At 50.3% G+C, this 22,182-nt stretch carries 15 protein-coding genes; 2 read left to right on the forward strand and 13 right to left on the reverse strand.

What is annotated here, in order from left to right:
* Positions 1 to 201: 201 nt before the first annotated feature.
* The 11 genes from GOU96_RS07950 to GOU96_RS08000 all read right to left on the reverse strand — a co-directional run bounded on the left by GOU96_RS07950 (position 202) and on the right by GOU96_RS08000 (position 14,159).
* Entirely contained in the window at positions 202 to 2,742 is a 2,541-nt protein-coding gene (locus GOU96_RS07950; protein WP_001934618.1) for a dermonecrotic toxin domain-containing protein, read from the reverse strand.
* A 435-nt stretch (positions 2,743 to 3,177) separates the two neighbouring features.
* On the reverse strand, positions 3,178 to 4,176 hold the full coding sequence (locus GOU96_RS07955) for a LacI family DNA-binding transcriptional regulator (RefSeq protein WP_000163081.1): 999 nt from the start codon (positions 4,174 to 4,176) through the stop codon (positions 3,178 to 3,180).
* Between the two features lie 137 nt (positions 4,177 to 4,313).
* Positions 4,314 to 4,610 (reverse strand): DNA-binding transcriptional regulator Fis, encoded by a 297-nt coding sequence (gene fis, locus GOU96_RS07960; RefSeq protein WP_000462885.1) that lies wholly within the window; start codon positions 4,608 to 4,610, stop codon positions 4,314 to 4,316.
* Positions 4,611 to 4,633: 23 nt separating this feature from the next.
* Positions 4,634 to 5,602, reverse strand: coding sequence for a tRNA dihydrouridine synthase DusB (gene dusB, locus GOU96_RS07965; RefSeq protein ID WP_001905559.1), 969 nt, complete (start codon positions 5,600 to 5,602; stop codon positions 4,634 to 4,636).
* 139 nt (positions 5,603 to 5,741) lie between these two features.
* Positions 5,742 to 6,629: a 50S ribosomal protein L11 methyltransferase gene (prmA, locus tag GOU96_RS07970; RefSeq protein WP_001145803.1), complete on the reverse strand. Its 888-nt coding sequence runs from the start codon at positions 6,627 to 6,629 to the stop codon at positions 5,742 to 5,744.
* A 208-nt stretch (positions 6,630 to 6,837) separates the two neighbouring features.
* On the reverse strand, positions 6,838 to 8,181 hold the full coding sequence (gene accC / locus GOU96_RS07975) for an acetyl-CoA carboxylase biotin carboxylase subunit (RefSeq protein WP_000884888.1): 1,344 nt from the start codon (positions 8,179 to 8,181) through the stop codon (positions 6,838 to 6,840).
* Positions 8,182 to 8,195: 14 nt separating this feature from the next.
* On the reverse strand, positions 8,196 to 8,657 hold the full coding sequence (accB, locus tag GOU96_RS07980) for an acetyl-CoA carboxylase biotin carboxyl carrier protein (protein ID WP_000354613.1): 462 nt from the start codon (positions 8,655 to 8,657) through the stop codon (positions 8,196 to 8,198).
* A gap of 56 nt (positions 8,658 to 8,713) precedes the next feature.
* Positions 8,714 to 9,166, reverse strand: coding sequence for a type II 3-dehydroquinate dehydratase (gene aroQ, locus GOU96_RS07985; RefSeq protein WP_000125574.1), 453 nt, complete (start codon positions 9,164 to 9,166; stop codon positions 8,714 to 8,716).
* Between the two features lie 379 nt (positions 9,167 to 9,545).
* A complete protein-coding gene (gene acs / locus GOU96_RS07990; protein WP_001287249.1) occupies positions 9,546 to 11,495 on the reverse strand; it encodes an acetate--CoA ligase in 1,950 nt (649 codons plus the stop codon).
* Positions 11,496 to 11,697: 202 nt separating this feature from the next.
* The gene (locus tag GOU96_RS07995; RefSeq protein WP_001104318.1) at positions 11,698 to 12,327 is read right to left on the reverse strand and encodes a 3'-5' exonuclease; all 630 of its coding nucleotides are present in this window, start codon (positions 12,325 to 12,327) and stop codon (positions 11,698 to 11,700) included.
* Positions 12,328 to 12,335: 8 nt separating this feature from the next.
* Entirely contained in the window at positions 12,336 to 14,159 is a 1,824-nt protein-coding gene (locus GOU96_RS08000; protein ID WP_057555971.1) for a cyclic nucleotide-binding/CBS domain-containing protein, read from the reverse strand.
* A gap of 259 nt (positions 14,160 to 14,418) precedes the next feature.
* Between GOU96_RS08000 and GOU96_RS08005 the strand changes: the two genes are divergently transcribed.
* Positions 14,419 to 15,609 (forward strand): 3-phenylpropionate MFS transporter, encoded by a 1,191-nt coding sequence (locus tag GOU96_RS08005; RefSeq protein ID WP_000494989.1) that lies wholly within the window; start codon positions 14,419 to 14,421, stop codon positions 15,607 to 15,609.
* Between the two features lie 92 nt (positions 15,610 to 15,701).
* A complete protein-coding gene (locus GOU96_RS08010; RefSeq protein WP_175230887.1) occupies positions 15,702 to 19,145 on the forward strand; it encodes a hybrid sensor histidine kinase/response regulator in 3,444 nt (1,147 codons plus the stop codon).
* A 122-nt stretch (positions 19,146 to 19,267) separates the two neighbouring features.
* Here GOU96_RS08010 and gppA read toward each other — a convergent pair whose 3' ends face one another.
* Positions 19,268 to 20,761: a guanosine-5'-triphosphate,3'-diphosphate diphosphatase gene (gene gppA, locus GOU96_RS08015; protein WP_175230884.1), complete on the reverse strand. Its 1,494-nt coding sequence runs from the start codon at positions 20,759 to 20,761 to the stop codon at positions 19,268 to 19,270.
* A gap of 7 nt (positions 20,762 to 20,768) precedes the next feature.
* Positions 20,769 to 22,085 carry an ATP-dependent RNA helicase RhlB gene (gene rhlB / locus GOU96_RS08020; RefSeq protein WP_000750771.1) on the reverse strand — a complete coding sequence of 439 codons (1,317 nt, stop codon included), beginning with the start codon at positions 22,083 to 22,085 and terminating at the stop codon, positions 20,769 to 20,771.
* Positions 22,086 to 22,182: the final 97 nt, after the last annotated feature.

Raw genomic sequence — 22,182 nt, forward strand, 5'->3', positions numbered from 1 at the left:
CCCCTGTAGGATGGTTCCTACGGGGGGTATATATGGCAGTCAATAGCTGGCTATACCTTTCCTACTTGAAGTTGCAGCGGTGTTGGCTACGTTCGTTCACCCCAATCACATAGTTTGTCTATGCTCATGGGGATTCACTCACTTGCCGCCTACCTGCAACTCCAAGTTGTTTGGGTATAATCTTACCGAATACAGCTCATTTTAGTGCTGAGTAACGGCATCGGTTACCGGTGCTTCATCTTCATGCCAGAGTAAATCGGCGCGATTGGCATAACGTTCCTCAAACGACATCTCTGGACTCAAATCGTATTTGAGGGTGACCTTGAGTCGTTCAAACGCTTGTTTTGCCACCTCTGGTGTTGCGGTTGCGTGGGGATTGATCAGCAGTTCAGCGGTACGCTGATTTGGCTCATGCACCAGATCGAAGTAGCCAATATCTTCACCCGTCAATGGGCCTACGGCGAAGATAATATCCTCAGGAGGAATATTCAGGGTTGCAATCTCATGCAGTGTTTTACCGCGCAGGCTGGTGTCGACAGCAACGCCACCTTGATTTAATTCAACGGCATACACGTAGCCTCGCTGATGGCCGAGCGCATAATTGACGGCCACAGATTGTTCCGTACTGGTTGAAATCACCCCACGGATCGCACGAGTATGCTCAGCCAATCGAATATATTCGACAGGACCCACTCGACGATTAAAACCGGAATGGAATAATTCATCCGGTAAACGAGTATCACCCCGGAACACTAAACTTCCTTTTAGCTCGGGCTGATAGGAGCGCAAGAAGGGGATATTGAGGATCTCTTGCTGCGCTTGTTGATTCACTCTGTGTAGTGCTTTGACATCGGTTAAATAGGCTTGTGGATCGACTTGCTGCTCCAATTCCCAGAAATCGCGAGCGGCTTCTAAATCACGCCCACCTGCCATGTCGGCATAGCCAGAACCTCCCAAGCCGGGACGCTTAGGTAAATCTTCGGGCAGTAAAATATCCGGTAAATCACTACGATGACTGTTGGTTGCCGAATCGACTTCGCTCTCCAGATCATCGCCTCCCCCTTGTAATCCGGCATTTTCTAACCACTGTGGTTCGCCCGTTTCCATATCAAGCGCTCGACGAATCGGCTTACTGTTTAGCACTCGGCCACTGGCAGCATCCACTTCGCGGTAATAACCCCAACCATCAGGACGCAGCAGCGCTCCGCGACCACTTTGGGTCAGTTTAACCCCAATCAGTTCTTCACCGGTTTGTGGATGAGTGACGATACGCGGCATAGCCACAAAGTTATGCAGCTCTTCAGCTGGGAAGCCGCGATTGACGACTATGGTATTTTCTAAAGCATGATTGGCGACGTTCACCGATTCACTGAGTGAGCGGCCATATTGGGCGAGAGCTGGCACAAGTGTTGTCGCGCCAAGAATAGCACCATTGATGGCGCTCATTCGCGTACCTTCCAATCGTTCAGCTAACGTATCGCCATGTACTGCTTTATCGAGACTTAAGCCAAATTGAGTACTGCTGAGCCCGATACTGAGGGGAATCCCTACCTCCGGTGCGATAAGATCAACCACGGGGAATAAGGTCATGACACTGTAAGTGAGCGAGAGAAAGTAATCGCGCTGCGCTTCACTGTTGGATTTGATCTGAGTGTCGCCATCGCTTTCTAAACGACTCTTCACCTGCTCGGTGATGCGTGCAAACACATCGCCATATACAGCATGATGCTTGAGCATCAAATAGCTCTCGTCCCATGTCCCCGATGCGAAGCCTTTCAGCGCCGTATCGATGCCTGAGTAAGTCACCCCATCTTGTCTTAGTGCCAGGCTGAAATGTTTGGCTAAGGCTTGTCGGTTACTGGTGTTTTTCAGGCTTTTAAATAGGATTTTTTTGAGTTGGCGCTCATCACTATAAGGTAAGAAGGGCTGAGGTGCGCCGGGGATGTACAGCAGCCCAGCATTATGACCCTCTTGTTCGATCAATAAAATATCGGTCGAATCGTAACCGTAAATGTCAAAACGGTAGACATGAATATCTTGTGGACGCTGATGTCTTAGTAATGAGGTTGCCAGTTGATACTGAGCTTGGTCGAGTAAGCCAAGACGATACTGCTGATGAGCAGAAAAGGCATAGCTGTCGCGCAGTAACTGGGTGTAGCGTTTGCTGTATTGTGTCCAAAACTGATTCAGCGCTTGGCTGTAACTTTTTTGAATATCGAGATTGTAGTAAGCAATATTCCATAATTCAGAAGAGAGCAGGCGGACTTCATTATGTTCGTCGTACTGCTTGGCAGCCGCTCCTTGGGTGTATACCCCAGTTTCGACATCAATCGTATTGGGTGGGGTATCTCGAAACTGATTAAACACATTGAGCATGACCGCTTGCGTCAAGGTGTATGACTCAACAGGCGTTTCATCATGTGCCCAGCCATTGTAGGTGCGAGGGCTGCTCATAGCACCATTGAAGCGATGATAGAACACCTTATCGGGATCAATGTTTGGGTAACCATGCTTGACTAAAGCCGCTTTCAGCTCACGTGAGGCGACGCCGACTGGGTCCGGTATAGCCTGAATCAACTCGGCATAATCTTGGGTGAAATGCAGCTGCCACGCCTTATCAAAAGGCGCTTGCTGAATGGAGGCTTCATTACCATTAGGCAGAGTATTGGTAGCCAAAGAGACATGGGGCAAGGCCAATGCCACAGCGAGAAAAAGGGGAGTTATGATTTTATTGTGCATCATTCATCTCTAAAAGGTTAAGAGTTAGAAGGGATGCTAAGTGATTTAAGAAATTCTAATATAATCAAATTCTTATAAATATATTTACCTAGCCTATGAATGCTAGCACGATTATTCATGCGGATTAAAAGCTTTGTAAAACTCGTTTGGTGTCTGGAATAAATATCACGACGTGAGAATAAAGATGATGTTTTTGGATAGGCGTTTCCTATTTGAAGTTGCAGCAGTGTTGGTTACATTCGTTCTCCCCAATCACATAGTTTATCTATGCTCATGGGGATTAACTCACTTGCCGCCTACCTGCAACTCCAAGTAGTTTGGGTATAGCGAGGGGGCTTCAATATCGGCCTAGCCGATGAAGCTTTGGGGACTTCAAACCCCTCTGGGATTTGGGCGCAGTGCGTCTTCCAACTTTGGGTTCATCGCATCAAGCGAGCGTTACACACTCTCACCGGCAGTAAATCGATAGCCCATATCGACGACTTGCTGCTCGGCACGTTCACCTTTGAGTGCGGCAATCAGTAGCTCAGCGCTTTTTTCACCAATCGCATACCGTGGCGAATCAACGCTAGTCAGCTTTGGCGTGATGGTGCGGCCGATGTCCAGCGCGTTATAGCCAATCACGGAAAGCTGTTCGGGCACCCGAATCCCACGCTGCTGCGCCACCAGTAGAGTACCAATCGCGATGTCATCATTGGTGCAGAACACACCATCCAGATCGGGGTAACGCGCGAAGGCTTCATCAAGCAACTGAGCGGCGAGAGAGAAACTGGAGTGTGAGCCAGTCAGCACGTGCTTGATAGGCAGCCCGGCTTCTTGCATCGCTTGGTCATAGCCCTGCATACGCAGTTTGGTGCGGGTATCAAGCCGTGCGCCGAAATAGGCAATCGAACGTTTACCCGCCGCGATAATTTTTTTCACCGCTTGATATGAGGCTTCAACGTGATCCATACCCACGGCCATATCAATCGGGTTAGCAGGCAGCTCCATGGTTTCGACCACGGGCACGCCAGAGCTGGCAATCATCTGCAAAGTGCGCTGAGTGTGATGACTTTCGGTGAGAATAAGACCATCGACTTGATAGGCGAGCAGCGAAGCAATTTTGCGTTCTTCTTCCTCCTCATCGTAACCAAAGTGGGCGAGTAGGGTTTCATAGCCATTGGCTTTGGTCACCGCTTCAATCCCTTGCACAAAAGAGGCAAAAATTTGGTTCGACAAGGAAGGAAGCAAAATACCAATCGCTTTACTGGATGATTTAGAAAGCATCGCAGGGGCGCGATTTTCAATGTATCCCAAAGCCTCAACGGCGAGCGCTATCTTCTCCCGCGTGGCCGCAGCCACGGAATCCGGGCTTCTCAGATAACGCGACACAGTCATTTTTGTTACGCCAACTTGATCCGCCACATCTTGCAATGTCGCGCGCTGTTTTTTTGTCATAGGTTATTGAGTCTTTTATAAAATGTTATGAGTAACATTATGAAGAAGTGACGGTATGGGTACAACCATTGTGTGTGGTGAATAAAAGGTAATAAAAAAGCCCTGACAAGGTCAGGGCTTAAAAACGTCGATGAAGATTAGTTCATGCCGTATTTTTTCAGTTTCTTACGAAGAGTGCCGCGGTTGATACCCATCATAGTTGCTGCGCGAGTTTGGTTACCGCGAGTGTATTGCATGATGGTGTCCAGAAGTGGTTGTTCAACTTCAGCTAGAACTAATTCATACAGTTCAGTCACTTCTTGGCCATTCAGTTGAGCCAAGTAGTTTTTAAGAGACGCTTTAACAGAGTCACGCAGTGGCTTTTGCGTGATTTGGTCTTGTGAAGTTACGGTAGTAACGGTTAAAGCTTCTGAAGTCAGATTTTGTTCGAACATATTCGGTCTAGCTCTTCTCTTAATTATGATGCAACGTTATCAAAATACCCTTCGAGCGCATCGAGTTGCTGGTCAGCAGTCTCAATGGCGTTGAAGGTACGGCGAAACGCACTCGCTTGTTCATGCTCTTGCAGGTACCAACTCACGTGTTTGCGCGCAATCCGTGGGCCTAAGTACTCTCCATAAAACTGATGGAGTGCGGTTACATGACCAAGCATGATGTCTTTCACTTCCGAAATTGGAAGTTCTGGCATTGTGGTGCCGTGTTCCAAAAAGTGTTGGATTTCCTGAAAAATCCATGGTCGTCCTTGGGCAGGACGGCCAATCATTAAAGCGTCTGCACCAGTGTACTCCAGTACGTAGCGTGCTTTCTCCGGGCTATCGATATCACCGTTAGCGATAACCGGAATGCTCACAGCCGCTTTGACCGCTTTAATGCTGTCGTATTCCGCCTCACCTTTGTACATGCAGGCACGAGTTCGTCCATGGAGAGCCAGTGCTTGTATGCCGCAGTCTTCGGCTAATTGAGCAATCGAGAGACAGTTTTTATTGTCTGTATCCCAACCCGTTCGGGTTTTGAGTGTGACTGGCACATTCACTGCATTCACTACCGCTTTCAAGATGTCTTCAATCACATCCGGATAGCGCAGCAGTGCAGAGCCCGCGAGCTTTTTATTTACTTTTTTGGCTGGGCAGCCCATGTTGATATCGATGATTTGCGCACCGTTTTCAACGCTGAACTGCGCGGCTTCGGCCATCAGCTGTGGATCGCTGCCCGCAATTTGTACTGAGCGAATGCCCGATTCGCCTTCATGTACCATGCGGTTTTGCGATTTGGCCGTTTTCCACAACGCAGGATTGCACGACATCATTTCACTGACCGCCATTCCTGCCCCGTAGCGTAAACACAACTCTCGAAAGGGTCTGTCGGTGACACCCGCCATTGGGGCGACGATCAGATTGTTCTTAAGTTGATAGTTTCCGATTTTCAAAACGTCTTCACAGCTTCGTACCAGCAAGGGCGCGCATTTTACGCATTTTTTTGATGCCTGAAAAGACTAATATTTGAGCATTGGCAAATTGTTTTGCCAAATAGTCGATTTATCAGTCAATTAGGCCGCAAAGTCTTATCTAGCCTAGCTTGCGGCCAGAAATGCGACACCATTCGCTCTTTTCTGCGATGGGGTCAAGCTCCAGATCGTCACGGTAAAATTCCGCCACGCTTTCGGCTTGCGTATCCAGAATGCCAGACATGGCCAGTTGGCCGCCGGGCTTCAGGAGTCCTTTGATGATCGGAGAAAGTTCACGCAGTGGGCCGGCCAGAATGTTCGCGACCACCACATCGGCCACCAAACCTTCGGGTTGATCTTTTGGCAGGTAAACTTCGATTTGATCTTCCACGCCGTTACGCGCAGCGTTGTCTTTGGACGCCAGTAGTGCTTGTGGATCGATATCAATCCCGATCACTTTCGCGGCACCAAGTTTGATGGCGGCAATCGCCAGAATGCCCGAGCCACAACCAAAATCGATCACGGTTTTACCGCTTAGGTCGAGGTTATCCAGCCACTCTAGGCACAGTGCGGTCGTAGGGTGAGTACCAGTACCAAAAGCTAAGCCTGGGTCGAGCATCACGTTCACCGCTTGTGGGTCTGGCACTTCACGCCAGCTTGGGCAGATCCAGAGGCGACGGCCAAATTGCATTGGGTGGAAGTTATCCATCCATTCGCGTTCCCAGTCCTTGTCTTCCACTTGCTCCACTTTGTGAGCAAAACCTTCCGCGAGCATGTTGCTGGCTTTGATTTGCTGAAGGATCAGCGAGGTATCCATATCCGCTTCGTACAGTGCGACCACATCGGTATCGCCCCATAGGCGGGTTTCGCCCGGTAGAGGTTCAAATACAGGGGTATCTTTGGCATCGAGGAAAGTGACTGACACAGCGCCAGTTTCTTCCATCAGCATATCGCCAATTGCTTCTGCATTGTCGTTGGTCGCATTGAGTTTAATTTGAATCCAAGGCATGGCTTAAGATCTCATCGGGTTTAGATTGGCGCAGAGTGTAGCAGATTTGCTACTGATGTTCAGGCCAGAAAGTGGGCGGATTTAAAACAAAAAGCAAAACAAAAAGCCCACCGGAGTGGGCTTTATCGTATTCCTAGTGCAATCAGCCAATCCAAGTAGTTTGGGTATGATTGATTGGGTTATGCGCGATGAGAGTAAAAACGGCGGCTTACTTGATGCCGAGTTTTTTCTCCAGATAGTGGATGTTGGTACCGCCTTTCTGGAAGTTCTCATCTGCCATGATAGCTTGTTGTAGTGGGATATTGGTTTTGATCCCTTCCACAATCATCTCATTGAGTGCGTTACGCATACGAGCAATCGCCACATCGCGGTTCTCACCGTAAGTGATGAGTTTGCCGATCATCGAGTCGTAATGCGCGGGTACGGTGTAGCCAGAGTAAATGTGTGATTCCCAACGCACACCCATGCCGCCAGGTGCATGGAAGCGTTCAATCTTGCCTGGGCAAGGTAGGAAGCGCTCTGGATCTTCCGCGTTAATACGACACTCAACGGCATGGCCGCGAATTTTGATGTCTTCTTGTTTGAAAGACAGCGGTTGACCCGCGGCGATACGCAGCTGCTCTTTGATCAGGTCAACGCCAGTAATCATTTCTGTTACTGGGTGCTCAACCTGAATACGCGTGTTCATCTCAATGAAGTAGAATTCACCGTTTTCGTACAGGAATTCAAAGGTACCAGCGCCGCGGTAGCCGATTTCGATACACGCACGGGTACAACGTTCACCGATGAACTTACGCATTTCTTCAGTGATACCCGGTGCGGGTGCTTCTTCCACCACTTTCTGGTGACGGCGCTGCATTGAACAGTCACGCTCAGCGAGGTGAATCGCATTGCCTTGACCGTCAGCGATCACTTGCACTTCAACGTGACGTGGGTTTTCTAGGAATTTCTCCATGTACACCATGTCGTTGTTGAAGGCGGCTTTCGCTTCCGCACGCGTCATCTGTATAGATTTGGTCAATTCGGCTTCGTTACGTACGACACGCATACCGCGACCACCGCCGCCGCCAGAGGCTTTGATAATAACTGGGTAGCCGATGCGTTTGGCGTGCGCTTTGTTTTTCGCTTCGTCGTTATCCAGTGGGCCGTCTGAACCCGGTACACAAGGTACGCCCGCTTTTTTCATCGCGTTGATGGCGGAGACTTTGTCACCCATCAAGCGGATGGTTTCGGCGCGAGGGCCGACAAAAATGAAGCCGCTGCGCTCCACTTGCTCAGCAAAGTCCGCGTTTTCAGACAAAAAGCCGTAACCCGGGTGGATAGCTACTGCGCCCGTCACTTCCGCCGCAGAGATAATGCGTGGAATGTTCAGGTAACTGTCGATGCTTTTGGCAGGACCGATACAGATAGACTCATCCGCCAGCAGTACGTGTTTTAAGTCGCGGTCAGCCGTGGAGTGCACGGCAACCGTTTTAATGCCTAATTCTTTACAAGCGCGAAGAATACGAAGCGCAATTTCGCCTCGGTTCGCGATGACAACTTTATCTAACATAAAGGTGGCCTCGATTATTCGATAACAACAAGCGGTTGGTCGAATTCAACGGTCTGACCATCTTCAACAAGAATCGCGGTCACAACGCCAGATTTGTCGGCTTCGATCTGGTTCATCATTTTCATCGCTTCAACGATACATAGGGTATCGCCAACAGAAACGCTTTGGCCCACTTCAATAAACGCTTTCGCATCTGGGCTTGGTGAACGGTAGAAAGTGCCTACCATTGGAGAAAGCACTTTATGGCCTGCTGGCACTTTCGCGGCTGCTGGTGCTTCTGCTACCGCGGCTGCTTGAGCTACCGGTGCTGGTGCAGCCACTGGCGCTGGAGCGGCTGCGTAGTGCACTTGAGGTGCTGGAGCTGGTTGGCCATAACGACTGATGCGTACTGACTCTTCACCTTCAGAAATTTCCAGTTCTGCGATGCCAGACTCTTCAACTAACTCGATAAGCTTCTTGATTTTGCGGATATCCATGTTTCTTTCTCTTTTATCTTGTGAATAAGACAGCCCAAATGGGCCGCAGAGTGTCTTTATTGCTTGGCCTGCAATGCTCGGATTGCAGCAGACAAAGCGAATTCGTAACCTTGGGCACCTAAACCGCAAATCACCCCTTGTGCTTTATCAGACAAGTAAGAGTGATGACGGAAGGGCTCGCGTGCATGAACGTTGGACAAATGCACTTCAATAAAAGGAATCGCCACCCCAAGCAGTGCATCGCGTAATGCTACACTGGTATGAGTAAAGGCCGCCGGATTGATAATGATGAAATCCACTTTGCCGAAGGCTTGGTGAATGGCTTCAATCAACTCATATTCGCGGTTAGATTGCAGATGTTCTAACTCAATGTCTGCTTTTTGCGCTTGATCGCGCAATGTTGCTACGATCTGTTCTAAGGTTTGTGAGCCGTAGTGGGTAGGTTCACGCAAACCTAATAAATTGAGGTTTGGTCCGTTAAGAACAAGAATGCGAGATTTTGCAGTCATTGTGTAGTCATCTTCCTTTATTGTGTGGTGAATAAGCAGTTTCCCACAAATTTACTTATTCGACATAAAGTTTTTGTCAAAAGTTCGCGGATTTTATTAAATTGCCCACGATTATAGCCAATTCATAACAAATGGCAGCAATTTACTGGTCTAATCACCTAGTTTCGGGCGTGAAGTGGGTAAGGAAGTGAACAAAATAGGGGGCTAGAGGGATTTGCCATCGTCTAATCGGCTTGAACAGGAAAGTTCAGCGCATGTTCCCAGAAGATAGACGAGAGAAAACAAAAACTCCGGCCATGAGGTGCGCCGGAGTTTGAAATCGCAAGCAAAGGTGTATTCCCTTGTGACTTGAGGCTACAACCTCAAGCCACAGGGTTTGTTATTTAAGTTGGGCTTTTTCGGCAATCAGGCGGTCAACCACGCTTGGATCGGCCAGCGTTGAAGTATCCCCCAAGTTGCTGGTATCGCCGGTGGCAATTTTACGCAAAATACGGCGCATAATTTTACCTGAACGGGTTTTCGGTAGCGCATCGGTCCAGTGCAGGACATCTGGTGTCGCGATAGCGCCAATCTCTTTGCGTACCCAATCTTTCACTTCTTTATGCAGTTCAGCGCTCGGATACACCCCATCATTGAGTGTGATGTAAGCGTAAATCGCTTGGCCTTTGATATCGTGTGGAACACCGACCACGGCGGCTTCTGCAATCTTATTGAATGCCACCAGTGCGGATTCAATTTCTGCCGTTCCCATACGGTGACCCGAAACGTTGAGTACGTCATCGACACGGCCTGTGATCCAGTAGTAACCGTCTTCATCGCGACGTGCACCATCACCGGTAAAGTACATGCCTTTAAAGGTGGAGAAGTAGGTTTGTTCAAAGCGGTCGTGATCGCCATACACAGTACGCATTTGACCCGGCCATGAATCGAGCAGCACCAAGTTACCTTCAGTTGCGCCTTCCACAATTTCGCCCATGTTATCGACTAACGCTGGCTGCACACCAAAGAAGGGGCGTGTGGCCGAACCCGGTTTCAACGCCGTTGCCCCCGGCAGTGGCGTGATCAAGATGCCACCAGTTTCAGTTTGCCACCAAGTATCGACAATCGGTGATTTTTCGTTACCGATCGTGCGGTAGTACCACTCCCATGCTTCTGGGTTAATCGGTTCACCCACAGAGCCCATAATGCGCAAGCTGTCACGGCTAGTGCCTTTAATCGCTTCATCACCTTTGGCCATCAGCGCACGGATCGCCGTTGGCGCAGTGTAAAGAATATTGACCTTATGCTTGTCTACCACCTCGCTCATGCGTGCGGTGGTGGGGTAGTTTGGCACGCCTTCAAACAGAATGGTTTTTGCGCCATTCGCCAATGGGCCATACACCAGATAGGAGTGACCCGTTATCCAACCCACATCAGCGGTACACCAGAACACTTCATTGGGCTGATAGTCGAATACATATTTGAAGGTCATGGTCGCATAAACCAAATAACCGCCAGTGGTGTGCAATACGCCTTTCGGTTTACCGGTTGAGCCAGAGGTGTAGAGGATAAACAGCGGATCTTCGGCTTTCATCTCTTCTGGTGGACAATTATCGGAGGCTTTTGCGGTTGCTTCATGCCACCAAATGTCACGGTGTTCATGCCAAGCGACATTGCCACCAGTACGCTTAAGAACCATCACTTTACTGATGTTTTTGACTTCTGGATTGCACAGTGCTTCATCGACGTTTTTCTTTAGGGGGACGGCGCGACCGCCGCGAACACCTTCGTCGGCAGTGATCACTAATTTGGCGTTCGAGTCAATAATGCGTCCAGCCAGTGCTTCCGGTGAGAAGCCACCAAAGACGATAGTGTGTACCGCGCCGATGCGAGTACAGGCCAGCATAGCAACCGCCGCTTCTGGCACCATAGGCATGTAGATACAGACGACATCACCCTTGCGTACGCCTTGCTCTTTCAGCGCATTGGCAAAACGGCACACTTCTTGGTGCAGTTGCTTATACGTCAGAGTTTTGTCTTGAGTCGGGTCGTCGCCTTCCCAAATGATCGCGACTTGGTCGCCACGGGTCGCCAAATGGCGATCAATACAGTTGGCAGAAACGTTTAACGTGCCATCTTCAAACCAGCGGATATCGATGTGCCCTGGGTCAAAAGAGGTGTGTTTCACCTTGGTGAAAGGTTTAATCCAGTCGACGATTTTGCCGTGTTCGCTCCAAAAGCCTTCCGGATCTTTGATGGACTGTTGATACATCGCCAGATAGGTGTCGTTATCGGCATGCGTATGCGCTTTGATGTTCTGTTTGACCGGATAAATATGGGCTTCACTCATTACGGGTTCTCCTTGTGAATTCGGCAAATTTCCTGAAAGGGCGCGTTTCAAACACGAGAGGAGGAAATTCGTTTCGTTTATAACTCTCAGTCAGAGCAGGGATTTCTACAATTAGACTTTAGGATGAAAGCCTGATGGGATATGTGTGCAAGGCGAATAAGCGGCAAAAAAGCGGGAGAGATCTCGCCGCCAACTTTCGGCGTTACACACCCGGTGCAATAAATTGTGGTAGATCGCCTTTGGTTAAACGCACAAACACCAAAGCGGCGGCAATCGCATCTTGCAGCGCATCATGTTTATCCTGCAGCGGCAGATCCAGATGGCGGCAGATCGCCTCTAAACTGAGATCGAAATAGGCATTGGGCAGATGTTTTTCCAGTTTATCGTGATAGATCTGGCTCACCTCAATCAGTCGGTTGGGGAGTGGAAACCCGAGATGTTTACGACAGGCGATATCCAAAATCGTCTTATCGTAACGAATGTGGTAGCCGACCAAGGGACGATTGCCAATAAACTCAATCAGTTGGATAAGTGCCTCTTTTTCGCTCAAACCATCGTGCAGATCTTGGTGGCGGATACGGTGAATCCGCACTGAACCCGAGTCGAGCGATTGTGGCGCGCACAGGCGCACCTCAAAGGGTTGGCTGGTGATAATGCGGTTATCAACGATCTTGGTTGCGGCGATGGTCACTAACTCAGCGCGTTTAGGATCTAAGCTGGTGGTTTCACAGTCGAGCGAGACGTACTCGTGATGGCGCGCGGTTTCAAATAGCCGTTGATAGGGAGAACCTTTGAGTTTCGCGTGCCAATAACGGCGTAATAACCAGTTCATCAGCCACCTCAATCGCGAATTTGATAGTGATAACCGAGCCACTGCTTAAATTTTTTCACCACATGCAGGCTATGGCGCAATAAATCGCGTTCAGTACGGTCGAGTTGTTTGAAGTCGAGTTGGTTGGTGCTGTGCTGATTGCCAAGCTGCTGGGCAAGGCGCAGTTTTAAAAACAGCTTAAAGGCTTCACTTAAGTTATCGCCAGTCTCTTGTTCTAAAACCCGTTTTTTGACTAAAGCTTCAATCCGATCAAAGGTGTTATTGGCATCAATTGCGTGCTCCAAACTTAAGGCGCGCACGCCGTGTACGATAGGGAAAATCCCCCCTTGCTTGATATCAATCCCTTGCTTGCTGCTTTTTACGTTACCAAACAGGGTCAGTGGTACCGAAAAATTGAGTGCTGGGCGAGTAAATTCCGCCAAGATGAGCTCTTGATCGGCCATCAAGTGCTGCAAATGCGCTTTCACAGGCGCAAGCAGCGCACGATTTCCTGCCACCGCATGCGCGTCAGCAAAAATGGCAATATCCATCACTTGTTCGGGGCGCGCGGCTTTTACCCAATCAGTCAGAGTGCGTTTCCACTCGCTCTGGCTGCGCACCCATTTCGGGTTATTGACCATCACTTTACCGGGACACAGGGGATAGCCGAGCTGCAGCAGGGTATGGGTGAGCGTCTCCATGATGGGCTGGCACTGGTGCCATTCCAAACCATCTTGAATGATGAGCGCGTTGTCTTGATCGGTTTTGAGGATCTGCTCGCCACGACCTTCCGAGCCGAGCACCACTAGGCAGCACTGATCGTGCAACGCCGGAGGAACCACTAACTCAAAGGCTTTCTCGATGATTTGCTCATTGACTGCGGCAATCAGTTCCATCACAAAACGGGTGCGAACCCCTCGTGACATCAGGCTTTCGACCAGTTCGCGCTGTTTGTTGGCGGCGAGTGCCAGTTCATCAATCGAGGCTGCACGCGCAATCGCCAGTGTCAAAACATGAGAGTGAGTAGAGAAGGCGCTCAGTATTTGAATCAGCGACAGCAAACCCACGGCCTGATTACCATTGCAAACCATGACTCGCTTGATACGTTGGCGCGTCATCATCACCATGGCATTGAACAAGAAGTCACCCTCATCCACGTGCAATACCGGAAAAGTGGCAATCTCGCCGACGGGGGTATCCAAAGGGCGGCCTTCAAGCATCACTGCATGCAGCATATTGGTTCGCGTTACAATCGCATAAGGGTGAGCGTGGTTGTGCGCCAATCTTGGGTCGCTGGGATGGAGTGCGACTAAAGCCGCATCAATCCCGCGTTCTTTGAGTTGTTGTGTGACGCTGTGGATCGGCTGCTCCGGCGACAGAATAAAAGGCGGGTGATAAATGGAACGGTCGACTTTGGTCAGAATAAATTCGGCAATGTTTTTCTGCTGAGCCGCGGCTTCAATCAGCTCTTGCCGTTTGGCGAGGTTATTATCGAAATAGGCAGCGAACTCGCCATTTTGCTCGTACAGCTGCAAAAAAATCGATTTGGGCAGCAAGTAGGAGAGGGTGTCTTCGAGCGCCATATATTGATGTTTGCTCAGTTCTTCAAACATGGCGCGCACATCAAACAGATCATCATTGGCGTAGTGTGCAAACACCTCTTTGCCGTCGGGGCTGCGTTCCTCCACCGTGCCTTTGATCAGAATATGCAGATGAGTCACAGGGTGCTGCGCATCAATCAACACGTCGCGCTGGCGGAAATAGGCGACATCCAAAGCACTGCGCAATTGATGTTGCTGCTCAGCCGTCAGTCGATTAAACGGTGGTGACTGCATATTGAATTTATCAGGCATGAGGTGGCACTCATCATCGGGACAGGTTCACTAAGTGTGACAAATTTCCCATGCCCCTCCAGACGACTTTGGTCTAATGCAGGCAACAAAGGCTTTTCTAAGCTGCTATGTTCCGCCGATTGGCATCGGTAACTTGACGGTGAATCTCTTGATATAAGCAATCGGGAAACGATGAGTTGCGTAATCTTCCCTTTTTTAGACGCGAATCCACATGCATAATGTGCGCGCTTTAAACCTCCCCTTTTGATTAGGAACGATCATGTTTACCCCCACTCCCTACGGTTGGATTTCGCAATATTTCATCGGTTTTTTCTTTGCTTACGGCGTGTATTTGCCATTTTGGTCACTCTGGTTTGAAGACCAAGGCGTTTCAGCGACCGACATAGGTGTCTTGGTTGGGATAGGTTTTGCGACGCGCTGTGTAGCGAATTTGGTGCTGACGCCGCGTTTACACCGTGTTGAGCAACTGATGCCCGCGCTGCGTTGGCTCAGTTTCGCGGCAATGCTGTTTGTCGGTTTTCACTTTTTTACGGGCGGCAGTTTTTGGCTGATGGCGTTGGCCACTGTGCTGTTTAACTTATGCTGTGGCCCTGTGGTGCCGATTTCTGATGCTATGGCCAACTACTATGCCAAGCTGAAAATGCTCGACTACGGGCGTACTCGTTTGTGGGGGTCGATCGCGTTTATTGCCGGCTCGACTGTGGTCGGATTTTTGGTCGCCAAGTGGGGCAGCTCGATGATTTTGTACACGGCGCTGGTGGGTGTCGCCGTCTCTTGGCTGTTGAGTTTGCGCCAAATTACACCGATGCCAGTCACCGAGCACGAGGCTCATGCGGTGCGCCCGAAGCTGAAGGCGCTTCTTACCGAGTGGCCTGTGGTGAAATTTCTGCTGCTGGTGGCCTTAATCCAAGGCAGTCATGCGGCGTATTACAGTTTCGGCTCGATTTATTGGAAACAAGCGGGTCACTCAGAAGACATCATCGGTTACTTATGGAGCTTAGGTGTGGTCGCGGAAGTCTTGGTGTTTGCTTTCAGTAAGCGCTGGTTCGCGGGCTGGAGTTTGCGCACACTATTCTTCGTAGCGTCGTTGGGGGTTATTGCACGTTGGGGTTTAACCGCCTCCACGACCACCATTCTGGCCTTAGTGGCGATTCAACTGCTGCATGGGGTCACGTTTGCTATCGCGCACATCGCGGCGATTCAGTACATCCAGCATGCGCCGCAAAATAAAATGGTGGCACTGCAAGCTCTGTATAACGCGATTCCACTCGGCGCGGTGATTGCGGCGGTGACCACTCTCAGTGGTTGGGGCTATGAGCATTGGGGCGCAGCCGTATTCTGGGCGATGGCCGCAATGGGCGGATTGGCATTATTGATCCGCGTTGATACTCCGCCTTCAACGGTACAAGATGGCAATGCACTGAAAGCGGAGCCTGAAGCACAGAATTAAGTCGTGCTGATTGAGTTCAAAAAACAACCTCGTTTTAATAGAAGCCTCTCAATCGAGAGGCTTTTTTCATTTCGCAACAGCAAGGATGTCTGATGCAAGGTTGGTTGGTAATTCCCGTTTCGCTCGCGTATCTCGGCGTGCTGTTTTTGATTGCGTGGTATGGTGACAGGCAAACTCGTTGGCTCGCCAATTGGCGGCCGTGGATCTATAGCTTGTCGATTGCGGTTTACTGTACCTCGTGGACGTTTTACGGCACAGTCGGGCAGGCGAGTGTCAATCCTTGGTCGTTTCTGCCTATCTATATCGCCCCGATCTTGATGTTTGTGTTTGGTTGGCGCGTTTTAGCGCGGCTGATTTTGATTGCTAAACGTGAGCACATTACTTCGCTCGCCGATTTTATTGCCGCCCGTTATGGCAAGTCACAGGGTTTGGCCGTAGCGGTGACGGTGATCGCGGTCTTGGGTATTTTGCCGTATATCGCGCTACAACTGCGCGGCATCACGATGGGATTGAACATTGTCGCTCCCGATTTAATGACAGTGTACGGCTATCAAGAATCGCACGTATCTTGGTTTGTGGTGTTGGCACTGGCCCTGTTTACCATGCTGTTTGGTACTCGGCACATTGATAATACCGAGCATCATCGTGGAATGATGATGGCGATCGCTTTTGAATCGATCGTCAAATTGGTGGCCTTTCTCTGCGTTGGGGTGTTTATCGCCTATCTGGCGTGGCGCACCGATGGGTTGGAGCTTTCCGAGATCGCCTCTCGTACCTACCAAGCCCCAAACTGGCCGACCTTATTGATTCATACCTTGCTGACCATGATTGCGATTGTGTGTCTGCCGCGCCAGTTTCATACCATGGTCGTTGAAAACGAGCGCCCGCAAGATCTGCACACCGCGCGCTGGCTCTTTCCCGTTTATCTTCTCTTAATGAGCCTGTTTGTGTTGCCGATTGCTTGGACGGGACAAGGTTTACTGCCGAACACCTCACCCGATACTTTTGTGATTAGCCTACCTGTGTTTGCTGGGGCTCACGATATAGCACTGCTGGCTTTCTTGGGCGGAACATCGGCAGCTTCGGGGATGGTGATTGTCTCGACCATTGCCCTTGCGATCATGGTATCCAATGATTTGGTGATGCCTTTATTGCTGCGCCGGATGCGCTTGTCGCAGCGCACGCATCGCCATTTTTCCGGTTTGTTGGTGGTGATCCGCCGCACCTTAATCCTACTTTTGCTGTTCGGTGCATGGGGTTTTTATCTGGTACTCGACAGCATTCCTTCGTTATCGGCGATCGGGTTTCTATCGTTTTCGGCGATTACCCAGTTTGCCCCTGCGATTTTTGGCGGTATGTACTGGCGAGAAGGCAATCGTAAAGGGGTTTATGTTGGTTTAGCAGTCGGTTTTACCCTGTGGCTTATCACCTTGATGAGTGCCACCGATATGCTGGCGGGCGATGCCAGCAATAACGTCTTGCTGTGGGTGATCACTCCGCCAGGTTGGTTGGTGGCTCTAGGGTTAAAAAGCGCCGATTGGGGCATGCTACTGAGCGTGACCCTTAATACCTTGTGCTATATCGGTGTGTCTTTGGTGACGCGCGCCAGCTTAAGTGAGCGTTTGCAAGCTGCGGCGTTTGTCGGTACACCGCTGCCTGAAAACGAAAACATGAGCCTTTACCAAAGTCGCGTGACTGTGGGTGAGCTTGAAATGTTGGCCTCACGTTTTGTGGGGCGGACTCGGGTACGCAACGCCTTTGCTCAATACTGGAGTCAGCAGCGTGAAACCTTGCTACCGAATCAGCAAGCTTCTTCCGCTTTGATCCGCCATACCGAACGCGTACTGGCTGGGGTATTTGGTGCTTCGTCCGCTAAGTTGGTGCTCACCTCGGCGCTGCAAGGACGTAAAATGCAGCTTGAGGAAGTGGCGACCATAGTCGATGAGGCGTCCGAGCTTTACGATTTCAGCCGCGGCTTGTTGCAAGGGGCGATTGAACACATCGGCCAAGGTATTGCCGTGGTGGATAAACAGTTACGTTTAGTGGCATGGAACCAGCGCTATCTTGAGCTGTTTGAGTTTCCGCCGGGATTGATTCAAGTGGGACGGCCGATTGCGGATGTGATCCGCCATAACGCGCAGCAAGGTTTGTGTGGGCCGGGCGATCCAGAAGATCACGTACGGCGACGGGTCTACCACTTAGAGCAAGGGACAAGTCACACTTCCTCGCGAGTGCGGGCGGATGGGCGAGTGATTGAGGTGCAGGGGAACCCGATGCCCGGCGGTGGGTTTGTGATGAGCTTTACTGACATTACGGTGTTTAGAGAAGCGGAACAAAGCCTGAAAATGGCCAACGAAACGCTGGAAGAGCGTGTACTGCAGCGTACTTTGGAGCTAGAAAAGCTCAATAAACAGTTAGTCACCGCGACCCAACGTTCGGAGCGCGAATCGCAATCCAAATCGCGCTTTTTGGCGGCGGTCAGCCATGATTTGATGCAGCCATTGAATGCCGCACGCCTGTTTGCCTCATCCTTATCTGAAGTGGCTAAAGAGGCGGAGGTGCAGAAACTTGCCCACCATATTGAAAGTGCTTTGGGCGCGGCGGAGGATTTGATCAGCGATTTGCTGGATATTTCGCGTTTGGAGTCCGGCAAAATCGATCTGCATCCGCACAGTTTTGCGATTATGGATGTATTGTCGAATCTCAATGCCGAGTTCAGTGCCCTCGCCGCTAAACAAGGTGTGCAATTTAGCCTAGTGCCATCATCACTTTGGGTGCATTCAGATCCCAAATTGCTGCGTCGAGTAATCCAAAATTTCCTGACTAATGCGTTTCGTTATAACCCGAACGGCAAAGTGATTCTCGGGGTGCGCCGAGTCGCCACCGGGCAAGTACGTATTGATGTGTGGGATAACGGGATTGGTATTGAGCAAGATAAGCAGCAGGAAATTTTTGAGGAGTTTAACCGCGGTGGGCAGGTACGCTCCGACCAAGGTCTAGGGCTTGGGCTGGCGATTTCGAAAGGGATTGCCCATGTACTGGGTCATCACATTTCGATGCGCTCTTGGCCGGGGCAGGGCAGTGTTTTCTCGATTACTTTAGAGCGCGCTCAACCCATGCCTTCGTCACTCACTCAGACGGTTGCGATGGTCAATGAGAAAGGTTCAGAGCTGCAACATCTGCGTGTGCTGTGTGTCGATAACGAGCCAGATATTTTGGTTGGGATGCGTGATTTGCTGGAGCGTTGGGGGTGTGAAGTCAAAACCGCGACCGATATTCATGGCAGCCTCAAAGCCTTGGAAGGGCAATGGATCCCCGATGTGATTTTGTCTGATTACCGCTTGGATAACGGACGGACAGGGCTTGAAGTGCTGCAGCAGTGCCGCTTGCGTTTGGGGGATTGTTTCGCTGGCGTGATCATCAGTGCCGATCGCAATCCCGATATCTTGGATGGGATTGAATCAAGCGGTTTTCGCTTTATGGCTAAACCGATTAAGCCCCTCAAACTGAGAGCCTTACTGAATAGTCTGTCTTGAGCCGATGGTCTGTTTAAAACAGCTGTCTATACGCTGCCTACTTGCAACTCCAAGTCGTTTGGGAATATTGAAGGTACAGTAAGCATTAAGCCCTCAGATGAGGGCTTAATGCTTATGAGTGCTTAGTGGCATTCAATCAACAGAGGCCAGCCAATATCGGTTTGACGGTTGGCTTCTAACTCTAACTCCGTGCGAGTCAGTGGGTTTTTTGCCAGCCATTCACCGTCAAGCGTGAGCGTCAGCTTGTCCTCTTGTGCGCTCAATTCTACCATCGGCTCTAACGCCGGGCTGCGTCGATGGCTTAAGAGGACAGCAAGGCGCAGCAAACGCAGTACGCGTTTACCACTGGTGCCTGACAGTGCATATTGTTCAGGTAAAGAAGTTAACTGTTCGCGATAGCGACGTACGATTTCACCTAAATAATGTTTTTGGGCGCGGGTATAACCGGGCAGATCAAGATGTTGGAGTAGGTAAGCGCTGTGCTCCCCCCCTTTTTTGAAATCGATGGTGAGACCAATTTCATGCAACTTAGCTGCTGTACGCAGCAACATCTCTGCTTGTGGTTCATTGATCCACGCTTCACCGCCACATTGCGCGAGCAGTTTACTGGCGAGAGTGGCGACTTGATCACCATAAGCGCTATCGAGCTGATAACGGGTTTGTACGCAGCGAATGGTGCGCGCTCGAATATCTTCTTGGCGTAGGTCTTGAACCATCTCATAGACGAGACCTTCACGCAGGGCACCGCCCGCCAGCGTCATCGCTTCGATGTTCAGTGATTCAAAAATCGCAATCAGAATCGATAGGCCACTTGGGAAAACCAGAGCACGTTCCAGCGTTAACCCTTCGATATCCAGCTCTTCGAGATGATCGGCCAGCATGGCTTGCTTTTGTAAACGCTTGAGTTTGGTCAGCGTAATGACTTCATCCATGCCTTGCGCCAGCATGATCTCTTGCAACGCCTGTACCGTACCACTGGCTCCAACACACACATTCCAGCCAAGCTCGGTGTATTGAGTGAGGATCGGATCCAGCATCTGTTTGGCGGCTAAAATGGCGTTATTAAAGTTGGTGGCCGTCAGCTGACGATCTTTGAAATGGCGCTCTAACCAAGTCACACAACCCATTTTCAAGCTGGTGAGGGCTTTGGCTTCAAAACCTTCACCGATAATCAGCTCGGTACTCGCACCACCAATATCCACTACCAAGCGACGCCCTAAACCTCCCGAAGTGTGCGCGACTCCTTTATAGATAGTGGCCGCTTCTTCTTCACCGGAAATAACGTCGATCGGATGGCCTAAAATCTGGTTCGCTTTAGCGATAAATTCACCAGCATTGGTTGCGGTACGCAGGGTTGCGGTCCCTACAATTCGGATATTCTCTGCGGGAATATCTTGCAGTCGCTCGGCAAAAAGGCTGAGACAATCCCACCCTCTTTGCATCGCATCTAAGCTCAAGGCGTTGTGTTCATCTAGACCGGCCGCCAGACGCACCTTACGTTTGATTTTTGCCATTGTCTGCACACTGCCATCGATATGACGCACGACCAACATGTGAAAACTGTTGGAACCTAAATCAATGGCAGCATACAAGGGTGAAGAAACGGCTTGGCTCATAGCGAAATCAGGCTTCCTTTTTCGGGCGTGGTGCGCGTGGGCGGCGTTGCTGAGGTTTGCGATTGCCACCATTATTGCTATTGCGAGAACCTGCGGTATTGGTGCGGCGCTGTTGTGGCGACGAACGTAGGCTCAGAGGCGCAGGTAAGTCCGTCAGCAGAGCTGAAGGATCGTAGTCTGAGGTTGGAATCGCATGCTCAATGTAGCTTTCGATCGCCGGCAAATTAATCGCGTACTCTTCACACGCAAAGCTTATCGAGTGGCCACTTGCGCCCGCACGACCCGTACGGCCAATACGGTGTACATAGTCTTCACAATCGTCAGGCAAATCGTAGTTAAACACGTGGGTCACTTGAGGAATGTGCAAGCCGCGCGCCGCAACGTCGGTCGCAACCAGAATGTCCACATCACCTTGGGTGAACTGCTCTAAAATACGCTCACGTTTTTTCTGCGGTACATCACCAGTCAGTAGGCCAACACGGTGGTTATCGGCCGCCAAATGTGCCCAAATCTGTTCACAGCGGTGCTTAGTGTTAGCAAAAATGATTGCGCGATCTGGCCACTCTTCTTCGATAAGAGTCTGTAGCAGCGCCATCTTGTGTTCGTTCGATGGGTAGAACAGCTCTTCCTGAATGCGATGACCGGTTTTTTGCTCAGGTTCTACCACCACATGTTCAGGATTGTTCATGTGTTCAAAAGCCAGCTCTTGCACGCGGTAAGAGAGGGTGGCAGAGAACAGCATGTTGAGGCGATCTTTGGGCTCAGGCATACGGCGGAACAAGAAACGAATGTCTTTAATAAAGCCGAGATCAAACATGCGATCTGCTTCATCCAGTACCACTGCTTGAATGTGATTGAGGTTGAATACACGCTGTTTGTAGAAATCGATAATGCGGCCGGTGGTCCCGATCAGAATATCGACGCCACTTTGCAATTTTGCGAGTTGCTTATCATAGCTTTCGCCACCATAAGCCAAAGCTGCTTTCAGACCGGTGGAGGCCAACAAAGGCTCGGCATCATTAAAGATCTGAATTGCCAGTTCGCGAGTCGGGGCCATAATAATGGCGCGTGGCTGAGTTTCTGCTCGGCCTTCAGCGGCTGGTGTGGTCAATAAATGGTTGAAGGTAGCAGTAAGAAACGCGAGCGTTTTACCAGTCCCTGTTTGGGCCTGGCCTGCGATGTCTTGGCCGGAGAGCAGTACCGGCAACGCCAATGCTTGGATAGGGGTACAGTAAACAAACCCCTTTTTTTCCAGTCCATCAATAACTTGTGGCTGTAAACCAAAGTCGGCGAACTTATGCTCTGTGATATGCGTCTTTTTCATGGCTATAGAATATCAGCTTACGCTTGCAATACGGAAGTAAATACATTCCAATAGAGCATCTATTTACTGGTTGAGTTATCACCAGTGCAGAAAATCA

This window comes from Vibrio sp. R-1 (assembly GCF_035615595.1).
Lineage (GTDB): Bacteria > Pseudomonadota > Gammaproteobacteria > Enterobacterales > Vibrionaceae > Vibrio > Vibrio cholerae.